At 66.9% G+C, this 19,909-nt stretch carries 19 protein-coding genes; 2 read left to right on the forward strand and 17 right to left on the reverse strand.

Features of this window, described 5'->3' with window-relative positions; genetic code table 11:
* The first annotated feature begins 260 nt into the window (after positions 1-260).
* Positions 261-1,586, forward strand: coding sequence for an ISL3-like element ISPfr2 family transposase (locus ABT304_RS02650; RefSeq protein WP_350713222.1), 1,326 nt, complete (start codon positions 261-263; stop codon positions 1,584-1,586).
* Here the strand turns inward: ABT304_RS02650 and ABT304_RS02655 are convergent.
* From ABT304_RS02655 to ABT304_RS02675, 5 genes are all read right to left on the reverse strand, one after another.
* A complete protein-coding gene (locus tag ABT304_RS02655; protein ID WP_350713223.1) occupies positions 1,566-3,584 on the reverse strand; it encodes a golvesin C-terminal-like domain-containing protein in 2,019 nt (672 codons plus the stop codon). The two genes, ABT304_RS02650 and ABT304_RS02655, sit on opposite strands and share 21 nt — an antisense overlap.
* 455 nt (positions 3,585-4,039) lie before the next feature.
* On the reverse strand, positions 4,040-4,537 hold the full coding sequence (locus tag ABT304_RS02660) for a hypothetical protein (RefSeq protein ID WP_350713224.1): 498 nt from the start codon (positions 4,535-4,537) through the stop codon (positions 4,040-4,042).
* Complete coding sequence (locus tag ABT304_RS02665; protein ID WP_350713225.1) at positions 4,530-5,099, reverse strand: helix-turn-helix domain-containing protein; 570 nt, start codon at positions 5,097-5,099, stop codon at positions 4,530-4,532. The genes ABT304_RS02660 and ABT304_RS02665 overlap by 8 nt, the downstream gene beginning before the upstream one ends.
* 177 nt (positions 5,100-5,276) lie before the next feature.
* Positions 5,277-5,495 carry a hypothetical protein gene (locus tag ABT304_RS02670; protein ID WP_350713226.1) on the reverse strand — a complete coding sequence of 73 codons (219 nt, stop codon included), beginning with the start codon at positions 5,493-5,495 and terminating at the stop codon, positions 5,277-5,279.
* A gap of 106 nt (positions 5,496-5,601) precedes the next feature.
* Positions 5,602-6,615 (reverse strand): tyrosine-type recombinase/integrase, encoded by a 1,014-nt coding sequence (locus ABT304_RS02675; RefSeq protein WP_350713227.1) that lies wholly within the window; start codon positions 6,613-6,615, stop codon positions 5,602-5,604.
* A gap of 82 nt (positions 6,616-6,697) precedes the next feature.
* Between ABT304_RS02675 and ABT304_RS02680 the strand changes: the two genes are divergently transcribed.
* Positions 6,698-7,078: a TetR/AcrR family transcriptional regulator gene (locus tag ABT304_RS02680; protein WP_179661068.1), complete on the forward strand. Its 381-nt coding sequence runs from the start codon at positions 6,698-6,700 to the stop codon at positions 7,076-7,078.
* A 209-nt stretch (positions 7,079-7,287) separates the two neighbouring features.
* On the opposite strand, the gene ABT304_RS02685 is transcribed toward ABT304_RS02680, so the two are convergent.
* From ABT304_RS02685 to ABT304_RS02740, 12 genes are read right to left on the reverse strand one after another with little or no spacing between them, the layout of a single operon-like run.
* Positions 7,288-8,307 (reverse strand): ABC transporter ATP-binding protein, encoded by a 1,020-nt coding sequence (locus tag ABT304_RS02685; protein ID WP_008362680.1) that lies wholly within the window; start codon positions 8,305-8,307, stop codon positions 7,288-7,290.
* Positions 8,308-8,339: 32 nt separating this feature from the next.
* Entirely contained in the window at positions 8,340-8,903 is a 564-nt protein-coding gene (locus ABT304_RS02690; RefSeq protein ID WP_350713228.1) for an Rv1363c family protein, read from the reverse strand.
* A gap of 17 nt (positions 8,904-8,920) precedes the next feature.
* Positions 8,921-9,406, reverse strand: a complete 486-nt coding sequence (locus ABT304_RS02695; RefSeq protein WP_350713229.1) for an Rv1363c family protein — start codon at positions 9,404-9,406, stop codon at positions 8,921-8,923.
* A gap of 2 nt (positions 9,407-9,408) precedes the next feature.
* Entirely contained in the window at positions 9,409-10,713 is a 1,305-nt protein-coding gene (locus ABT304_RS02700; protein ID WP_350713230.1) for an MCE family protein, read from the reverse strand.
* Positions 10,713-11,855, reverse strand: a complete 1,143-nt coding sequence (locus ABT304_RS02705) for an MCE family protein (protein WP_008362689.1) — start codon at positions 11,853-11,855, stop codon at positions 10,713-10,715. The genes ABT304_RS02700 and ABT304_RS02705 overlap by 1 nt, the downstream gene beginning before the upstream one ends.
* On the reverse strand, positions 11,852-13,084 hold the full coding sequence (locus tag ABT304_RS02710) for an MCE family protein (RefSeq protein ID WP_008362691.1): 1,233 nt from the start codon (positions 13,082-13,084) through the stop codon (positions 11,852-11,854). Before ABT304_RS02710 ends, ABT304_RS02705 begins: the two co-directional genes overlap by 4 nt.
* Positions 13,081-14,070 (reverse strand): MCE family protein, encoded by a 990-nt coding sequence (locus ABT304_RS02715; RefSeq protein WP_008362692.1) that lies wholly within the window; start codon positions 14,068-14,070, stop codon positions 13,081-13,083. Before ABT304_RS02715 ends, ABT304_RS02710 begins: the two co-directional genes overlap by 4 nt.
* A complete protein-coding gene (locus ABT304_RS02720; protein ID WP_008362693.1) occupies positions 14,067-15,098 on the reverse strand; it encodes an MCE family protein in 1,032 nt (343 codons plus the stop codon). The genes ABT304_RS02715 and ABT304_RS02720 overlap by 4 nt, the downstream gene beginning before the upstream one ends.
* Positions 15,095-16,270 (reverse strand): MCE family protein, encoded by a 1,176-nt coding sequence (locus ABT304_RS02725; RefSeq protein WP_179661061.1) that lies wholly within the window; start codon positions 16,268-16,270, stop codon positions 15,095-15,097. Before ABT304_RS02725 ends, ABT304_RS02720 begins: the two co-directional genes overlap by 4 nt.
* A gap of 6 nt (positions 16,271-16,276) precedes the next feature.
* Positions 16,277-17,080 (reverse strand): MlaE family ABC transporter permease, encoded by an 804-nt coding sequence (locus ABT304_RS02730; protein WP_008362695.1) that lies wholly within the window; start codon positions 17,078-17,080, stop codon positions 16,277-16,279.
* Position 17,081: 1 nt separating this feature from the next.
* Entirely contained in the window at positions 17,082-17,936 is an 855-nt protein-coding gene (locus ABT304_RS02735; protein WP_008362696.1) for an MlaE family ABC transporter permease, read from the reverse strand.
* Positions 17,933-19,687, reverse strand: coding sequence for an FAD-dependent oxidoreductase (locus ABT304_RS02740; protein ID WP_350713231.1), 1,755 nt, complete (start codon positions 19,685-19,687; stop codon positions 17,933-17,935). Before ABT304_RS02740 ends, ABT304_RS02735 begins: the two co-directional genes overlap by 4 nt.
* Between the last annotated feature and the right edge of the window lie 222 nt (positions 19,688-19,909).

A 19,909-nucleotide genomic window follows, 5' to 3' on the forward strand; every position in this document is an offset into this window, starting at 1 on the left:
GGGACGCCGCCATCCGGTGGTGACCGACGACGACCGACCAGTACCGACCGTTTCACCGGAGCTTGCGGCGGCGTCGAAGCCGAGCAAGCTCTATTCCTTTAGCTCACCGCGCCCTCCTCCTCGCCGGTCCCGTCGTCGAAGACGTTTCAGGGGTCTTCTCAGATGACGGTGTAGGTCGGCCGGGCGGGTCGGTCCGCAGATAGACGTCGAGGTCTCCCGACGACGGAGGTTCCTACGCCATCCATCCGAAAGACCTCGACGTGTCCGACGCTACCCCGCCGGCCGGCTTCGGCCGCCCTGACCTGACCGCCTTCGCTCGACTCGACGGCCTCGGTCTGAGCGTGACCGGACAACGACTTGAACCGGATCGTGCGGTCCTCGCGTGCCGCGTGGTGGAACCAGATCAGTGGTGCCGACGGTGCGGCAGCGAAGGCGCTGCTCGTGACACCGTGATCCGGCGGTTGGCCCACGAGCCGCTGGGCTGGCGACCGACCGTGCTGGAAGTTGTAGTGCGCCGCTACCGCTGTGCCGACTGCGGACACGTGTGGCGCCAAGACACCAGCGCCGCGGCGGAGCCACGCGCGAAGCTCTCGCGCACCGGGCTGCGGTGGGCGCTGGAAGGGATCGTGGTCGCACACCTCACCGTCGCCCGTGTCGCCGAGGGACTCGGGGTCGCGTGGGACACCGCCAACAACGCGGTCCTGGCTGAAGGCAAGCGGCTGCTGATCAACGACCCCACGCGGTTTGAGGGCGTGAAGGTCATTGGCGTCGATGAGCACGTCTGGCGGCACACCAGGCGTGGCGACAAGTACGTCACCGTGATCATCGACCTCACCCCGGTCCGCGATGGCGCCGGCCCAGCAAGGCTGCTGGACATGGTCGAGGGCCGGTCGAAGGCGGCGTTCAAGACCTGGCTCGCCGACCGCGACGACGCCTTCCGTGACGCGGTCGAGGTGGTCGCGATGGACGGCTTCACCGGGTTCAAGACCGCCGCTGCAGAGGAGATCCCGGACGCGGTCACGGTGATGGATCCCTTCCACGTCGTGCGCCTGGCCGGTGACGCCCTCGACAGGTGCCGGCGCAGGGTCCAACTCGCGATCCACGGGCACCGTGGGTTCAGGGACGACCCGCTCTACAAGTCGCGGCGCACGCTGCACACCGGCGCGGACCTGCTCACCGACAAGCAGAGCGAGAGGCTACGCGCGCTGTTCGTTGATGACGCTCACGTCGAGGTCGAGGCGACCTGGGGTGTCTACCAGCGCATGATCGCCGCCTATCGCCACGAGGACCGGCAACGTGGCCGCGAGCTCATGGAGAAGCTGATCACCGACCTCAGCGCCGGCGTCCCCAAGGTGCTCACCGAGCTCACCACCCTGGGCCGGACCCTGAAGAAGCGAGCCGCTGACGTGCTCGCCTACTTCGAACGACCCGGCACCAGCAACGGGCCGACCGAGGCGCTCAACGGACGGCTCGAACACCTGCGCGGCTCCGCACTCGGGTTCCGCAACCTGACCAACTACATCGCCCGAAGCCTGCTCGAGACCGGCGGCTTCAGACCCCAACTCCTACACCCCCGATTGGGATGAGCCGTTAAACGGCTCATCGGACGGCTTCTCCGGATTCGCCGCGTCGGGCTTGTCGATCCCTGTGAACTCTGCCGCGTCGCTCTCGCCATAGGCCGTATAGCCGTAGGTCGCGACCGTCTTGCCGGTGTCGTCTGTCAGCGTCTCGACGTCGGTGTGGGCGTTGTAGCCGTAGTAGCCCGTCTCGCCCGCTTCGACACCGGCCTCGGCGTCGGCCTGGTATGTGACTTGGGAGAGACGCTGGCCCCACGGGGAGTACTGGTAGGACTTGGTCAACTCTCCAGCAACCTCTTCACCCAGGACCTCCGGAGAAAGGCCGAGGTAGGTGTAGCCGGTCGTCTCTCCATCGGTCCCTGAGGTGGTCTTCGATGCGGTCCGGTCCAGCGGGTCGTAGGTGTAGCGCGTGGCCTCCAGGACACCGGCCTCGTTGGTCTGCTCGGCGACCTTGATGTGATCGAACCCGTCATAGGTGGTCCGGGAGATCGTCTTCCCACCGCCCACGACGCTGGTCTGGCGACCGAACGGGTCATACCGGTAGGACGCGGTCTGACCATCGATCGTGGAGGACAGCAGCCGGTTGCGGTCGTAATTGAACGACGTCGAGGTGCCGCCCACGGTCTGCTGGATCACATTGGCGTTCGCGTCGTGAACATAGGTCTCGGTCGAGGCACCGTGACCGGTCTTGGCCTTCTCCTTCAGCCGGTTGACCGGGTCGTAGGCGTATCTCGTGGTCGAGTCCAGGGTCGCGGTCGCGTCGTCGGCGTTTCGCTTGGAGGCGACGTCCTCGAGCTGGTTGCCGTTGGCGTCGTAGGTGTAGGCGTGGGAGGCGACCAGGGCACCCGCAGAGGTCTCCTCACGCATGCTCTTGAGCGCTCCGTCGGCCTGGAACGCGTTGGTCATAACGTTCCCGTTGCCCTTGGTGATCCTTTCCTGACGACCCAGGACGTCGTAGGTGTAGCTGGTGACCTTCGCGGCCTTGGTGTCGTTCAGGTCATCGACGGTGACCTTGGTGAGCAGGTTCCTCGGGTCGTTGTAGACGTAGTCCGAGGCCTGGTCCGGGTGGGTGACCGTGAGCGGCTTGCCCAGGTTGTTGTAGGTGTAGGCCGTGGTCGCTGCAGGGGAGCCGGCGAGGTCCTCGCGCACCGACTTGATCTGGTTCAGCCCGTCATAGGCCATCGCATAGGCATCGGCGTTCTTCGCGGTGCCGCGCGAGGTGTCGGTGATGTCGGTCAGGTTGCCGTTGAGGTCATAGGCATAGGCGAACGCCTTGTCCTCGGCGTCGGTGTCGGCGGCGTTGTCACGGACCAGCCGGACCGAGTCGGCGACCACGGTCCCACCGGCCGAAGGTGCCAGGGCGACAGTGACCTTCTCTCCCTTGGTGAGGGTGACCCGACCCAGCGTGTTCCACGCGGCCGCGCCAGTGGCTTGGCTGGCTGTGAAGTTCACGTCCATGCCCGCACCGTCCCCGTGGTTCAGGGTGAACTTGGCATCCGTGGCCGCGCCAGCGACCTGGGGCCAGGTGGCGGCGAGGGTGTAGGTGCCGTCGGCGGGGACATCGAGGGTCCAAGTGAACTTGTCGGTCGAGCCCGTCGCCGCAGTGTGAGTGCGGTGGCTGGTGCCCTGCTGGCCGGTCGCGGAGGTTTTGGTCCAGGTGCCGGTCGCGGCGTACAGGCCGTTGGTGTCGTCGTCGGTGACCACCGAGTGGGAACCGACCGGGACACCGTCATCCGACTTGGCCTTGAGTTTCCCGTCGGGGTAGTAGGCCCACGTCATCGTCCGCGATGCGGAGCCGTCGGCCGAGGTCAGCGTGCGGGCTGTCTGAGCACCGAGGTCGTCGTACTCGTAGCGGGTCTTGATCCCCCACGCATCGGTCGAGGACTTGATCCAACCGTTGGCGAAGTAGTCGACCGTGGTGTCGTTACGGACCGTCTGACCATCCGAGGGCGGCAGACTGGTCTTGACCGCCCGACCAGCAGCGTCATAGGTCGTCTCGGTGAACACGTTCGCGTCGTTGTAGCGCGCATCCGACGGGTCATAGGGCTGGTAGGAACGAACCGGACGGTTTAGCTCATCATAGGTCGTGCGGGCGACGAAGTCGTCCTCGTTCGCAGTCTGCGCACCACGCGGGGTCGTGACCCGGGTGGTGTTGCCGACCTCGTCGTAACAACGAAGAAACCCGATTCCGACTGCCGTGTTGTGGCTGGTCAGAACCGGGTTTCTGGTGGTGGAGCTGAGGGGATTCGAACCCCTGGCCTTCTCTTGGTGCCTGGCGCCCTGCATCGGGCACCGGATGTCTCGGCGTTTCTCGGCACGTTTCTGAGAAACCACCGTTTGACCTGGGCGAACGTCCATCATCGACTTTGCATCTGTAGCCCACAATACCTTGTCGCCTCGCCCGATCTCGGGGTCTCTCGAAGGGGTTTTCGCGGAGTATTCGCGGAGTTCAGTCGTCGACTTCAGAACGGCCCGAGGCGGGGAAGAAGCTTCTTCATTGCGGCGACGATGCTTGTCGCATCGTCGAACGCTTGACGCGTTTCGCCGCTGGTGAGCGGAACATCATCCAGAGACGGGTACTCGGTGTCGTGGCGGCGTAGCCGCATCGGCCCGAACGGGCGCACCACACCAGCGGCTCGGCCCAGCTGGGCCTGGATGGCCTGCTGCACGGCCTTGTGGGCGCCGAGTTCGGAGCGTGCGTACGGCCGGAGTCCCTGTTTGGCGAGAATTGCAGTCATTGCCTTGCGGGTGGCGTCGTAGATCAGTGGGAACGCCGAGGTCGGGTGGACATCGATGAGCGGCTCGGCCGCTTCCAGATGCCCGTCGGCGTGGCTCATCAGCAGGTTGGCATGCTCGGCTGAAGGCGTGACACGCTCGAGGTCTCCGTGCTCGAGCATGGTGTCGATCTCGGCGTCACCTTGTGGCCAATGGCCCGGCGTGTGGGCCGGCTGGTCAGTCATCGCTGCCTCCGATCAGGTGGACTTGCGGACGGGAGGAGACAGTCGTCTTGAACGAACCATCGTCGGCGTCCCACACCTGCGGCGAGACCACCCTGTAGTTCACCTCGCGGCGCAGCGTTCGCTCAACGGCTTCGATCGCGGCGTACAACTCGTCGCGGTCAGGGGTGCCGATGACGATCATGTCGATGTCGTCTGGCACGGCCCCTGGTCGCTGCCGATATCGAGCAGCCCAGGAACCATGGATGAACGCCTCGTCGATCCCGTCCACGGGCGTCAATGCCTCCCGCAAGAGCCCCACCGGGCCGAACGTGAGCGCCATGACCTCGGCGAGAGGGCGATAGAGCGGATGATCCATGGTGGGGGTGACCACTCGGTTGCGCCCCCGGACGCTACTGGTCACCAGACCCGCCTCCTGCAGCCGATCCACCTCACGCTTGACCGTCGGGACCGTCGTGCCCACCGCTTCCGCGATCTCCGACAGACTCGACGGATTGTCAGGGTGGAGCAAGACCCACGCCAGGAGCTCGCCCTGCAGCCGCGAGCGCAGCAGCGGCAGGAGCATCGGACTCGACGTTTTCATAAAAACGACAATATCGTACGTTTTAGGAAATCGAATCCCTACCGGATCGCACACGCCGTGCCGCCAGCGTCGCTGGCTTCATCTGGATCGATTCCATTCACTCTCGACGCCCGCATGTATGGCATTGATCCAGCATGCCCTGGCCCGACGATGGGTCCGTCAGGGTTGGTCGTCGCGGCGCCGGGAGTCTGACCCGTCCACGCGGTGGGCGTCGATCGCGCCGAGGTGAGCAAGGAACTCATCGGCGTTGTCATGTACGTCCAACTCGCCGGCTGCGACGTAGGCGTCGACCTCCTGCTCGCGCTTCTGCCAGGCCTGCATCCAGAACCACTTCTGGTCTGCTGGGATCGAATGGGGTCCATGTTCTTCGGCGGTCATCTCCGGCTCCCTTCTCATCCAGTGTCACACGCGGGCCCGCCGCCCCCAGAAGGTCCGGCCTACCGAGAGGTGTTCGGTGATTGCCGGGCTCCCGAACATGCACGGGCTACAGCCCGAGGGCGCTGCTGGAGGTGGCGTGGAGTGCGTGGGCGGGTCGGATGTAGCGGTCGATGAGGATGTCGATGCGTCGGTGGCGGGTCTGGGCGGCGATCCGGTCGATGCCGACACCGGCCATGGCTGCGGTGGTGGCGTGTCCTGCGCGCAGTGAGTGAGCCGTGATGCGGCCGGTCAGCCCGGCAGCGACGGCATAGCGCCTGACGACACTCGTGACGACGTTGCCGGAGATCGGTTGGAGCGGCGGAGCGCCGTTGCGGAAGCTGGTGAAGACCGGGCCCTGCCCGGGTCCTCGATGGGCGAGCCAGGCGTCGAGGGCCGTGATCGGGTCGGTGTCGCGGTGGCGGCCCGGTGCGATCCCGACGACCTGCCCGCGAGCATCGGGGTCGGTCTTCGAGCGACGCAGGCGGAGCAACAGTCCACCGGGCTTGGGTTCGAGGTCGGCGAGGGTGAGGTTCGCGAGCTCGGAGCGGCGCAGCGCGCCGGCGAAGCCGAGCAGGATGACCGCGGCGTCTCGCGCACCAACCGGGCTGTCACGGTCGATGGCGGCGAGGAGCTGGCCGATCTCTTCGGGGCCGACTGGATGGGCGGGGCGGCGTGGCGCGGTCCCAAGGATGCGGTGCAGGCCGCGGCGTACCTGGCGAACGGCTACAGTCGCGGTGGGATCGGTCAGGTCGCGACATCGGTGGTGGTAGCCGATCGCGGAGCAAGCCAGGTCGACAGTCGCGGCCGAGAGCCCGTCAGCGGCTGTCTCGGCGAGGTAGGCGCACACCGCGACCGGGTCGGCGCCCCGACGGCCGGCGCCGGGACCCTCCTCGCCGAGCGGAGCGATGCCGCGGTGCGTGCACCAGCGTTCCCATCGGCGCCAGGCGGAGGCGTAGACGGTTCGGGTGGTCGCAGCGTGGGTGGCGGTGATCGCGGCAGTGATCCGCTCGACGTCCTCCGCGGTGAGCGGCGTACCGCGGTGAGGATAGGAGTCGATGAGCACTGGAGACGTTGAGTTCATCGCGCGGTTCTACCCACGCAACCCGACGCATCCGGCCTCAGCGCGAGCGCGCTGGCCCACCGAGCGGGTGCTGGCGTGAAAAGTGCGAGTACTTGCGGGGCGAAAGCGGCGGTGCGCCGACACCGGGCGGGGATGGTTCTGCGAATTCAGGTGCCCGCCGGCAACAGCGGTCCCGCGTCCAACGCGGCCCTGCGCGCCACGAGGTTTCGCCGAGACAAGCCCGGGCGATGTCGCCGATGAGGCACGGGGCACGCGCGTCGTGCTCTACAGGCATTTCGACTCCAAGGCAGAGCTGTGTCGGACCATCCTGGATCGGGCGCGTGAGCGGCTGGCCGAACACGTGGGCACCGATGACTTCGAGGACGATGCGATTCCCGCGCTGCTCGATGCAGCCGCCGAGGGTCTCGATGCTTTCGCCTGCTGTTTCGCTCCGCCAACCGCGAACGCGAGTTCCGAGGTCTGACCGACAGTCTCAGGCAGCGATGTGACTACCGGGATGGTCGTGGCCCATCGCGGCTATGGTGGCCGTGCCTCGATGTGATTCGGGCGAAGCAGCAGTATGAGATGCCGCCTGCAGCGGAAACCATGGCCGACTGTGCCAACAGCTGAGCGATCAGTCCAACCCGGTCTCGCTGCGACAAGAACCGCTAGAAACGTCGGCGGCGAGCGTTTCTACGTGAACAACTCGCCAGACGTCCCTGCTACGGACGGTCGCGACGACTCCATCTGAAGTACACGAGCGCCAGATAAGGCCTGTGTCTCGTCGGGCTGGAACGACCCCGGCGGCGGGGTGACACCGTTCTCCCGGCACCAGGCGCCCGGCGGACGCTGGTACTTGCGCGGGATGCCGTTGGACGGCTCGAGCTGCATCGGGATCGGCGGCAGCGGCGGCAGACCCATGTCCTTCTCGGCAGCCAGCTCGTCGGCGTCCTTCTCCTCGGACATACCGATCGGGCCGATCGTCTGAGCGTTGAGGAACTGCCGCACGACGGGCTCCTCGGAGCTGAGGAGCATCTCGCGGGGACCGTACATGGCCAGGTGCTTGTGGTAGAGCAGGCCGATGTTGTCCGGCACCGTACGCGTCGAGTTGATGTCGTGGGTCACGATCAGGAACGTCGCGTCGATCTGCGCGTTCAGGTCGATGAAGAGCTGGTTGATGAACGCCGTACGCACCGGGTCCAGGCCCGAGTCGGGCTCGTCGATCAGCAGGATCTCGGGGTCGAGGACCAGCGCACGCGCCAGACCGGCACGCTTGCGCATACCACCGGAGATCTCACCGGGAAGCTTGTTCTCGGCGCCGATGAGACCGACCAGGTCCATCTTCTCCATGACGATGTTGCGGATCTCCGACTCGCTCTTCTTCGTGTGCTCACGGAGCGGGAACGCGACGTTGTCGAAGAGGTCCATCGAACCGAACATGGCGCCGTCCTGGAACAGCACGCCGAACAGCTTGCGAACCTCGTAGAGGTCCCTCTCCGAACAGCTGGCGATGTCGACGCCCTCGATGACCACAGAGCCCGTGTCGGGCTTGATCAGACCGATCAAGGTCTTGAGGAGCACGGACTTACCTGTGCCGGACGGCCCGAGCATCACGCTGATCTCGCCCGCAGGCAGCGTCAGCGTGACATCCTTCCAGATGAGCTGCTTACCAAAGCTCTTGGTCAGCCCTTCGATCTTTACGTCTACACCCATACCAATGCCTCCACTCGCGGTTTGTCGTCCGGTCAGCGGGGCGTGAGCCCAGCCACCTTCCAGCCGTTGCCGACCCTTTGCATCTTCACCTCGACGCGCGATGCACTGACGCTGGGCTCGGCTCCAGGCGCGATCGTGGTCTGCGTGATGAAGACCAGGACCGTGACCCGCGGCCCGGCGACCTCGACGACGCCTGCCCCGGAGAGGGTCGCCTTCGTGGAGATCTGTTTCTGGGTCGCTGCCTTGGCGACAGGGCCTTCGAGCAGCTTGGTGTAGTCGGTGCGAAACCGGCCGGTGGTCTGGTTCTTGGACCGGTCGAGGTCTGCTTCGAGCGTGCGGTGGTCGTAGCTCAGCAGGACGGGCACCCGGCTCTTGGCCGTGGCGAGCGCATCGGTTCGGTCCCGAGCGCGGTCCGAGGCGTGACCGGCGAGCGCGGCGAAGGTTATCGCCGCGGCCAGTCCGACGATCACGAGCAGCACGATCGCCCAGCGCAGCAGTCTTCCCCCCAGGTCGAGCCGGAGCCGACCGGATTCGGGCGGTCGCGACTTGTCCACGTGCTCGTCCACCTCGGTCTCTTCTGAGAGGGCTGTTGGCATCTCGATCTCCTCCATGGTCACGGGATGAACTCCAGTCCGGAGACGAGCCAGCGGCCCTCGACGTTCCGCATCTCGACCTTGACCCGATAGCCACGTTGCTGTGGTGCCTTCGTGCCCGAGTTCGACACCGTGCCGGTCGCCGCGATGTACACCGTCGCCTGCTCGTCGGTCGAGCGCGCCACACCGGCCGAGACGACCTCGCCCTCGGCGTCGACCTTGTTGGCCTTCAGCGCCTTCTGCAGCGCACTTGCCTGCTGCTTCAGGTCGCTGCGGAAGGAGGCGGTCGCGCCGTCGAGAAGGGACTCGAAGGCCGCCTCCGAGTCCTCTGCGCTGACCGAGATCAGTCGGGTGACCTCGGTGGAAGCCGCCGAGACGGCCTCTGCCCGCTGATGCTCCGCGCTTACGTCCTCGCGCCAGGACCAAGCGCGCTGCCCGGCGAACGCGAGCAGCCCGATGCCCAGCACCAGCAGGAGAACGAAGGTCCTTGTGGAGAGTCTGGACATCGTCACCACAGCCCGACCGGCTCGAGGAACAACTGCTTCCAGGAGTTGTCCTCAGATGCGTCCGTCGTCCCCGTCGACGACGGCTCACCTGCCGGAGCCTTTGGCGCGTTCGGATCGTCGCCCTCGGGCCAGCGCCCCTTGCCGAACTCCAGCCCGCACGAGGAGGGCAGATGACCCCGCGCACTGGAGTTCGGACACGGCTGGTTACGAGCGCCCCGCACCGAGGACGGGTCGTCGGGCGCGGTCTGGCAGTGAGCGAGCGAGTCGACCTTGCGTACGTTCTCCTCGGACGGGCTGCGTCGATCGTCGGTGGACAGGTATCCCGTCGTGCATGACGGTGGATTGTTGACGCCTGCGCGTAGGTCCAGCTTCACGTCGCCCTCCTTCGCCCGCGGATTGACCGTCTGTTGAAGTCGTCCGATCGTGGCGGGGTACACGACCAGGGTCTGCTGAAGCTGCGGAAGATAGGTGTTGAGCACCTCGCCGTTGACCATCAAGTTGTCCAAGAGCATCGGCAGCGTGGTCTGGAGGTCATCAACTGTCGCGGCGGTGCTGTCCAGACCCGTACGCCCGTCGCGGAGCAGCGAGCGCAGGTCGGCGTCGTTCGCCGCGAGCTCCTTGGTGAGCGCGCGGAGCGACGACATCGACGACACGGTCTGCGGCGCCATCTCCTGCTGGGTGGCGAGCACCGGCTCCAGGGCGCGGATCAGCTCGGTCGTCGAGGTGACCTCCTGCTGGGCTGTGTCCAAGAGCGTGCTGGATTCCTCGATCAGCCGGCCGACGTCCTCGCTGCTCGACCCGAGGCCGGTGTCGACCTGATCCAGTACGTTGCGTGTCTGTCGCTGCGGCACGGACTCAAGCAGGTGGTTGACGGCATCCAGGACGGGCGCGATCTGGGGCATGTCGACGGTGCGTGAAGTTGGTAGCACGTCCCCGGCGCTCAAGGCCGCCTTGGTGGTCGACGGCGAGACCAGGGAGACGTACTGCTCCCCCACCGCGGAGGTGCTGTGGAGCTCAGCGTCAACGTTGCCGGGGATCCTGGTGCCATCATCGAGACGAAGAGTGGCGACGGCTGCTCGCGGGGTCACCTCAAGGTCGGTCACCTGCCCGACCTTGACGCCCCGATAGGTGACCAGGGCGCTCTCGTAGAGCCCGCTGGCATCTTTGAACTCGGCGGTGACCTGGTAGACCCCGATGCCGAGCATCGCCGGGACTCTCGCATAGGTGAAGACCATCAGCCCGAGCGCGAGAGCCGTCAGGCAGGCGAAGACGCCCAACTGCCGCTTCACCAGTCTCGTCAGCAGCATCAGCAGCCCCCCAGGTTCGCCATCAGGCAGCCGCTGTCGTCGGACGTGCTCGGGATGGGTGTCGACGTGGGGGCGGCGCCAACGGGAGGCAGGCCGGTCGGCCCGAATCCGGTGAGCCAGGTTTCGGTGAGGCTCGAGCCGCGGAGGTCGAGCGTCGCGAAGAGGTTGGCGTAGTCGCCACGCAGCGCGTTGGTCGTGGTCATCGCGGGGAACGGGATGGTCAGAGCGAGCTTGAGCGCCTCGGGGATGGAGTCGCCGACCTTGCCGAGGCTGGTCAGGATGGGCCGCAGGGCGTCCAGGTTCGTGAGGAGAGCCGTACGGCTGGCCCGGATGACCTTGGTCGCCCGATCTCCGGTCTCGCCGGTCCGGGTGACAGCGCGGACGAGGCTCTCCCGCTCCTCCTCGAGCGCACGCAGCCCCGGAGCGATATCGTCGATCGCGTTCGCCAGGACCGTCCGGTCCTTAGCGAGGCCGGCGGAGAGCCGGTCGAGCGCCTCGAGCGCCTGCACGATCTCACTCTTGTTATCGTCGAGCACCGCGAGCAGCTCGTTGGTCCGTCGCACCAGGTTGCGGGTGTCGGGGACCCGGTCGTCCAGCGCGGTCGCCAGCTCGGAGGTGATGGTCTCGATCTGCGACAACCCGCCGTTGTTGAGCAGTAGCGCCACCGCGCCGAGGACCTGCTCGGTGGCCGGGTAGGTACCGGTCTGGGTGACCGGAACCCGGGCGCCGTGCTGCAGTATCTCGGTCCGCTCCGCCGCTGCCGCGATGCTGTCGGCGCTGCTCGGTGTCGGGGCTGGCCCGGGCGCGCTGACGTCGATGTACTGGGCGCCGAGCAGGGTCTTCTGTCCGATCGCGAAGGTGGCATCGGCCGGGACGCGGGCAGATTTCATCAGCCGGAGCCGGACCTTTGCCTGCCAGTCCGAGACGCTGATGCCGGCGACGGTGCCGATGACGACGTTGTCCATCTGCACGGCGGAGTTCGGCACCAGGTTCGCGACCTCGTCGAAGGTGACGGTGACGGTGTAGCCGTCCCCGCCGACGCCGGGCTGGCCGGGAAGTGTGTGATCGTTCGGCTGGAGGCTCGTGCAGCCGGTCAGGCCGACCACGATTGCGGCCATGGTGGCCAGGATCTGTGTCTTCATCGGTCGCCTCCGAGGTCGGTGCCGAGCAGGCCGGGCAAGAGGGGTTGTACCCCGTCGAGGCCCGAGCCCAGGTCAGGGAGCGGTGTCGGCGGTCGCCCCGGGTCGGCCGGTGGGTCCATCTCTGGCTGCCCCGTGCCTGGCCCCGTCGCGCCTGGCCCGGTCGTGCCTTGCTGGGCGGTCTTGATCAGGTCGACAAGCGGCGCGAGCGCATCACGGCACTGCTGTGCCGTGCCGCCGGCACCGAGCACGGCGCCGCAGACGAGCTGGGCGGCGTCGTTGAGCCCGGTCAGTGAGGCCCGGCCGGTGATTGCCTGCTTGTCGATGACGTTGAAGAGATCGATCAAGGCCGTCGGAGCCATGTGCAGGATCGCCGCCAGCTGGTTGGATCGGTCCGCGAGGGCAGCGCTGAGCAGGTTCAGGTCGCGTACGGAGTTCTTGATCCTGCCGCGGTTGTCGTGGGTGAGCTCACCCGTCGCCACCAGTGCCGCGGAGAGCTCCTCGATCGCCTTGGTGAGCTCGCGCCGGTTGGCGGCCAACACCGCGGAGACCTCGCTGAGCTGCTCGGTGAACCCGGCCACGGCGGCATCGTTGACAGCGAGGTTCTTGGTGAAGCTGTTCAGGTTGGAGACGGTCGTGAACATGTCGGCGCGCCCGTCCGAGAGGGTCGCGGTGGCGCTGCGGAGCCCCTCAACTGCCTCGCTCAGTTGCTCGGCGTTGCCGTTGCGGAGGTTGGCGTCCAGGGTCTCGATGGCGGTCCGGAGCGGCTGCTTGCCGGAGCCATCGGGAGCGAGCGCGGTGGCGAGGTCGGTGAGCTGCTTCTTGACCTCGTCGAACGAGACCGGCACCGCGGTGCGGTCCAGCTGGATCTGGCCACCGTCGGGCATCGCCGGGCCGTCGGTGTAGGCCGGCGAGAGCTGGACGAACCGTCCGCTGACCAGGCTCGGGGAGACGATCGCGGCGTTGGCCTCGGCCGGAATCCGCTGCCCGCCCTCGACCTCGATCCTCACATGTACGCCGTCGTCTTGCGGATCGACCTCGGTGACCCGGCCGACGGCGACGCCGAGGACCTTGACGTCGTCGCCCTCGTAGAGCCCGTCGGCGTTGCTGAAGACCGCGGTCAGCACCGTCGAGCGGGTGTCCTTGACCGTGTAGTAGCCGCCCGTGGCGAGGAGCAGTAGCGCGAGCCCGATCAGGACACGGCGCAGCAGGAGACTGGAGGAGTTGGTCATTTCACGACCCCCGAGACGATCGGCACCAGCGTGCCTGGCGAGGTGAGGTTCTGGATGTACGCGTCGAACCACGGTCCGGTCGAGATGGCCTCCCCGAACCCGGTGACGTACCCGCGTAGGCCGGTGATGGCGTCCTGGAGAGCCGCCTTGTTCCGGTTGAGCAGAGTGACCACCGCATCGAGCTGGTCCAGTGCCGGGCCGAGGGTGGCCCGGTTGTCGTCGACGAGTCCACGCAGCTGCGTGGAGAGGTCCTGCACGCTGCTAAGCAGGCTCACTACGACGGCCTGGCGAGCGTTGAGCTGCTGGAGCAGCGACTGTCCGGAGACAAGTAGGGTCTCGATCTGCTCGTTGCGACTGGCGAGGACGCCCGAGACCCGTGAGGCGCGGGCGAGCAGGGCGCGAAGTTGGTCGTCGTTCTGTTCGACGGCGGCGGTGAGCTCAGTGACACCTCGCAGAGCGGGCCCGACGTCGTCGTGGGTTCCGCTCAGAGCCGCGCTGGCCTGGTCGAGCGCGCCGGCCAGCTGTGCCTTGTCGATGTCCGCCGTGGTCGTCGTCAGTTCGTTCAGCGTGGCGGTGAGGTTGTAGGGCGAGGACGTCCGGGAGGTCGGGATCGTGTCACCGGCACTCAGCCGCCCGCTGCCGGAGGGGACGAGCTCGACGGCGGCCCGGCCGAGGAGCGTGACCGTGATGATGCGTGCCTCGGTCTTGCCGCCGAGGTCGACATCACCTTCGGTGACGACCAAGTCGGCGACGACCTCGTCGCCATCGAGACGGACGTCACGAACCTTGCCCACCTGGGCGCCGGAGACCATCACGGCATCTCCACCTTTGAGGCCACCGGCCTCGGTGAAGGCGGCGTGGATGATGTCACCGTTGCCCACGAGCGGGAGCTTGTTGTAGTTGAGGCTGGCGGTGACCACCAGGGCGATCGCCATGGTGCCGATCAGGCCTCGGGCGGCGTTCTGGGAGGGCGTACGGACGCTCATCGTTTGCACCTCTGCGTGTCGGACATGATCCAGGGAGTCGTGATGGTGGCCTCGGTCTGGATCCGGACCCCACACAGGAAGAAGTTGAAGTAGTTGCCGTACGAGGCGGTGTTCTGGATCGCCGCGTAGTGGTTCGGCAGCTTCTGCAGGACCTGCTGAAGAGTGGCCTGCTCCTGGTTGATGCCGTTCGCCGTCTTGGTGAGCTGAGTAAGGTCGGCCGCCAGGTCTTCCCTGCCCGCCTCGACCAGTGACGCCGCGTCACGGGCGAACCGGTCGGTCTGCGCCGCTGCATCGAGGATCTGGGTGTCCTGCTGCTCGAGACCGTCGAGAAGCTTGCTGAACTGGTCGATGAGCGCCTGGATGGTCTCGCGCTTGTCATCGAGGGTGCCGACGACAGTGTTGAGGTTGCGGATCACCTCCCCGATCAGCTCCTGGCGGTTCCCGAGCGTCGTGGTGAGCGAGGCCGCCCGCTGCACCAGCGTGGAGATGGCGGAGCTCTGCCCTTGGAGGATCTTGATCAGGTCACCGGAGAAGGCGTTGATCTGCGCCGGGGCAAGGCCCGCGAAGAGCGGCTTGAACCCGTTGAGCAGCAGGTCGAGGTCGAGGGCCGGCCTGGTCTGGGATATTGGGATGGTGTCGCCGGCCTTGATCGGTCTGGCGTCCGGGTCGGGCCGGCTGAGTTGGACGATCCGGTCGCCGATGAGGTTCCGGTACTGCACCGTGGCCTCGGTCGAGGCGTTGAGCTTCTGGTCCCGCGGGACGTCAAAGGAGACGCGCACGGTTGCGTCGCGCTGGACTGCCAGGGCCGTGACCTTGCCGACGTCCACGCCGGCGATCCGGACCGAGTCGCCCTTTTGGAGACCCGACACGTTGGCGAAGACGGCATCGTACGTAACCCGGTCGCCGGGGCGATGCGCGGCCGTCACCACACCGACCCAGTAGGTGAACAGCGCCGCGACCACCAAGAAGATTCCGAACTTGATCAGGTCGGAACGCTCCCGGCGCCGAAGTTTACTGTTGCTGGTCACTGTTTACCTCCTGCGGCGTTGGCGCCACCGGCCAGCAGGCCGAGCAGCGTGGTGAGCGTGTTCTCCTGGACCGTGGGCTGCTTGCCCGCGTAGGGGTTGGCGCCGGTTGCGAAGGTCGGCACCGCAGCCTGTGCCTCCTCCTCGGTGACGTACGGAAGCCCGTAGCACTCGGGAGACCTGGTGTCGCCGATCTTCGGCAGGTTGCGCTCGTACGTGTATGGATCGCGACCCGGGACGATGCGGGTGATCGTGGTGATTCCCGGATGTGTGCCGCCGACGGCGGCCTCGGCGAGCTTGTTGGCCGAGGCGAGGCCGAGGATCGTGCACGGGAGCTCCGGCGAGTAGCGCTCGACTACGTCAGCGACCGGGGCGGTCAGCTTCAACGTGGTGGTCAGCCGCCTACCCGAGCTGTCCAGCAGCTGGCTCGCGCTGTTGTCGAAGGAGTACAGGCTGACCTCGAAGGCGTGCAGCGACTTCTGCTGGGTGGTCAGGGTCCTGCTGGTCACCGCAGCCTTGTCGGCCAGGGCCACCAGGTCGGGCCGCGCGGTGTCGTAGGTCTGAGCGACGCTCGCGCCCGACCTGATGTCGCTGGTGAGGGTGCTCAGATAGGGGTTGAACGAGGTGAGGTAGCCGTTGGTCTGGGTGATCAGGAGCCCGATGTCCTCGCCGCGCTGGTCGACCGCCTGCGAGACGGCGGTGAGCGCGGCCGCGACCTCGGCAGGCTTGGCAGTGTCCAGTACCTGAGTGAGGTTCTCGAACGCCTCGTCGACCTCGACCGTGACCCGGTCGGCGTCGATCGTGGACCCGGCCTGGATCCGCTCGGCGCCCGGCTCACCGGGGTTGAGCTGGATGTACTTTGCTCCGAACGCTGTCGGCGGGACGATCTCGGCGGTGGTGTCGCTGGAGATCTGATTGAGCTCGTCCTGGTCGATTTCGAGCTGGATCGAGACCCCGTCGCCGGCGTCATGGTCGACCGAACCGACCCGGCCGATCACCACACCTCGGAGTTTGACCGCTGCCCCCGGGGCCAAAGTCAGACCGGCCCGGTCGGAGGAGACGGTGAGCGGGACGGTGGAGCGGAAGACGCCCTTATAGCTGGCGACGGTGCCGACGATCAGCGCGAGGATCAGCGCGATGAAGGTGAGGCCGTACGTGACGTGACGATCAACCATGCCCGATCACCCCGCGATGTGGACCGACGGACCGCCCCAGATGGCGATGCCGAAGATCAGGTCGACGAACATGATGGCGATGAGGGCCGACCGCACGGCGCGGCCGACGGCACGGCCGACGCCGGCGGGTCCGCCCGCGGCCTTGAATCCGTGGTAGCAGCACACCGAGACCACGACCAGCGCCATGATCGTGACCTTCAACATGGACAGGAACAGGTCGCCGGGGATCAGGAAGGTGTCGAAGTAGTGCTGGTAGGTACCCGGTGCCTCGTCGTAGCCGACGGTCACCACGAGCCGGGTCGCCAGCCAGCACATCATCACCGCGATGGCGTACAGCGGGATGACCGCGATGAGCCCGGCCATGATCCGGGTGGTGACCAGGTAGGGCACCGGCGGCACCGCCATCACCTCGAGCGCATCGATCTCTTCTGAGACCCGCATCGCGCCGATCTGGGCGGTGAAGCCCGCGCCGACGGTCGCGGTGAGCGCGATCCCGGCGATGATCGGAGCCACCTCGCGGGTGTTGAAGTACGCCGAGAAGAATCCCGACAGCGCGGAGACGCCGATGTTGTCGAAGGAGGTGTACGCCTGCAGGCCGACCTCGATGCCCGACGCCGCGGTGAGAAACCCGATCACGAGAACGGTCCCGCCGATCAGTGCCAAGGCCCCGGTTCCCATCGCGACCTCGGCCAGGAGCCGGACAACTTCCTTGCGGTAGCGGTGGAAGGCATGAGGGACGTGGGAGTAGGCGCGTGCATGGAAGGCGAGCTGCTCGCCGAGCTCGCGGAGTGCTGATGCGTTGACCGCCATCTCAGGCTCCCAACTTGAACTGGAGGAACAGGGTGCTGATCACGCTGTTGGCGGCGAACAGAAGCATGAACGCGAACACGACTGTCTGGTTCACCGCTTCCCCGACGCCCTTGGGGCCGCCCTTGGCGTTGAGGCCCAGGTAGCAGGCAGTCAACCCGGCCAGCAGTCCGAAGATCGCGGCTTTCGCCTCAGCTGCGATGAAGTCTGACAAGCCCACGAGAAGGGTGAGGTCGTTGAGGTAGAGCCCTGGGGTCGCGCCCTGCAGCACCACCGAGAAGAAGTAGCCGCCGACCAGGCCGACGACGGTCACCAGTCCGTTGAGGGCGATGCCCACCAGGGTCGAGGCGGCCACGCGCGGCACGACGAGCCGGTGGATCGGGTCGATCCCGAGCGTGGTCATCGCGTCGATCTCCTCGCGGATCTTGCGGGAGCCCAGGTCCGCGCAGATCGCGGTCGCCCCGGCACCGGCGACGACCAGGACGCTGACGATCGGACCGATCTCGCGGACGACGGCGACGGCGGCCCCGGCCCCGGCGAGGTCGACCGCGCCGATCTCGATCAGGAGCTGGTTGACCTGGAAGATGATGACGACGCAGAACGGGATCGCGACCAGGAGCGCGGGCCAGAACGAGACGGTCGTGATGAACCAGGCCTGGGAGACGAACTCGCGGAACTGGAAGCTGTGCGTGAACCCCTTGCGGAAGACCGAGACGACGAAAGCGTAGAAGTCGCCGAAGGACGCCAGCGCCTTGAAGAGGGCGTTCGACTGGAGCGCCTCGGCGGCGATCCGCTGACGCTCGGGCGTCATGCCGCGGGGACCGGACGGCTCCATCCGGTCTGTCTGGGTGGCCGTCATGAAGCGGCCCGACCGTTGATCTCGACCACCGGAAGCCGCAACGCGGCCGGCGCCTCGGCCGGCACCATCGGCTGCTTCGGGCCGACCGGCGCGATCCGCTCGTATGCGGCACCGAGCGGCGGGCGCAGGTCGGTCTCGCCCTTGTTCGGCCACAAGGACATGGCGCGCTCGGCCTGCGCGGTGATGGTCAGGCTCGGGTTCACGCCGAGGTTGGCGGAGATCGTCGAGCCGTCGGTGATGTGCAGCCCAGGGTGGCCGTGGACGCGGTGGTAGGGGTCGACGACGCCGCTCTCCGCGCTGTCCCCGATGACGCAGCCACCAAGGAAGTGGGCCGTCATCGGGATGTTGAAGATCTCGCCGATGCTCGAGAACGGCCGGCCGTCGATCTTCTCGCTGATGCTGCGGATCGCCTGGTTGGCGACCGGGATCCAGGTCGGGTTCGGCTCGCCGTGGCCCTGCTTCGAGGACAGCCGCAGCGCCCCGCGACCGAAGCGCCGCTTCTTGCCGAAGACGGTGATCGAGTTGTCGCTGGTCTGCATGACCAAGGCGATGACCGTACGCTCCGCCCAGGTGCGGATCCCCAGGTAGTGACCGAGGAACTGGACGGGGTGGCGCAGGATCTGGCCGATCCACTTCAGCGCCCTGGGCACCCGGCCGCCGCCGTCGGTCATGACGGTGGTGAGCAACCCCATGAACCCGGAGCCGGCGCCGTAGCGCACCGGCTCGATGTGGGTGTGGTCGTTGGGGTGGATCGAGCTGGTGATGGCGACGCCGCGGTTGAGGTCGCCGTCGATCCGGGCTCCGGGCCGCATGCTCGCGGTGCACAGCGCTTCGGAGTTCGTGCGGGTCAGCTCACCGAGCCGGTCCGAGAGGCCGGGTAGGAGCCCGCGCTGCTTCATGGTGTGCAGCAACTCCTGCGTACCCCAGGTGCCGGCAGCGATGATGACCTGGTCGGCCGTGATCGTGTGCGCGGTGCGGCGGCGCGAGCCGCCCGACTCGTGAACCGCGATGCGGTAGCCGCAGTCGTACGGGGTGATGCTGTCGACGGTGGTGAGCTCCCGCACCTCGGCACCACCCCGCTCGGCGAGATGGAGGTAGTTCTTCAGCAGCGTGTTCTTCGCGTTGTGCCGACATCCGGTCATGCACTCGCCGCACTCCAGACAACCGGTGCGGTCGGGGCCGACCCCGCCGAAGTACGGGTCGGCGACCGTTACGCCCGGCTCCAACGTGTCACCGCGACCGAAGAAGACCCCGACCGGCGCAGGGCCGTAGGAATCGGCCACGCCAAGCTCGGCTGCGACCTCGCCCATGATCTCGTCGGACCTGGTCGTGGTCGGGTTGGGGCGGACGCCCAGCATCCGCTTCGCCTGGTCGTAGTACGGCGCCAACTCCTCGCGCCAGTCGGTGATGTGGGACCACTGAGGGTCACGGTAGAACGCATCTGAACGAGGCTCGTAGAGGGTGTTCGCATATACCAGGGAGCCACCGCCCACCCCCGCGCCGGCCAGAACAATCACGTCGCGAAGGAGACGGATCCGCTGGATTCCGAAACAGCCAACTCGTGGCGCGAAGAGGAACTTCCGGGCGTCCCAGGACGTCGCCGCGAAGTCCTTGTCTCGGAATCGGCGACCAGCCTCCAGCACCAGTACCCGATAACCCTTCTCGACCAGTCGTAGGGCGGCGACCGAACCACCGAAGCCAGAGCCGACCACCACTACGTCGTAGGGCTGTTCCGGGCGCGATGCGTTCACCGGGTTCTCCTGTCTTCGTTCGAAATGTGCTACCCGTCACACGAACGGGCGGCCGTAGTTCATCAACCGACGAACGTCGGGCTCTAGTGGTTGGGCCCAAAAGTCGTGGTGCGGATTGTGCGCCCAGACAAACGGCATCGCGCCCCGGCCGGGCCTGTCGGCGGCTGTGAACCTGGCGCGATCACGATGTGGGCACGGTCACAGACTGGAGTACCCTGGCAG

The sequence above is a fragment of the Nocardioides sp. NPDC000445 genome (genome assembly GCF_040300245.1).
Lineage (GTDB): Bacteria > Actinomycetota > Actinomycetes > Propionibacteriales > Nocardioidaceae > Nocardioides.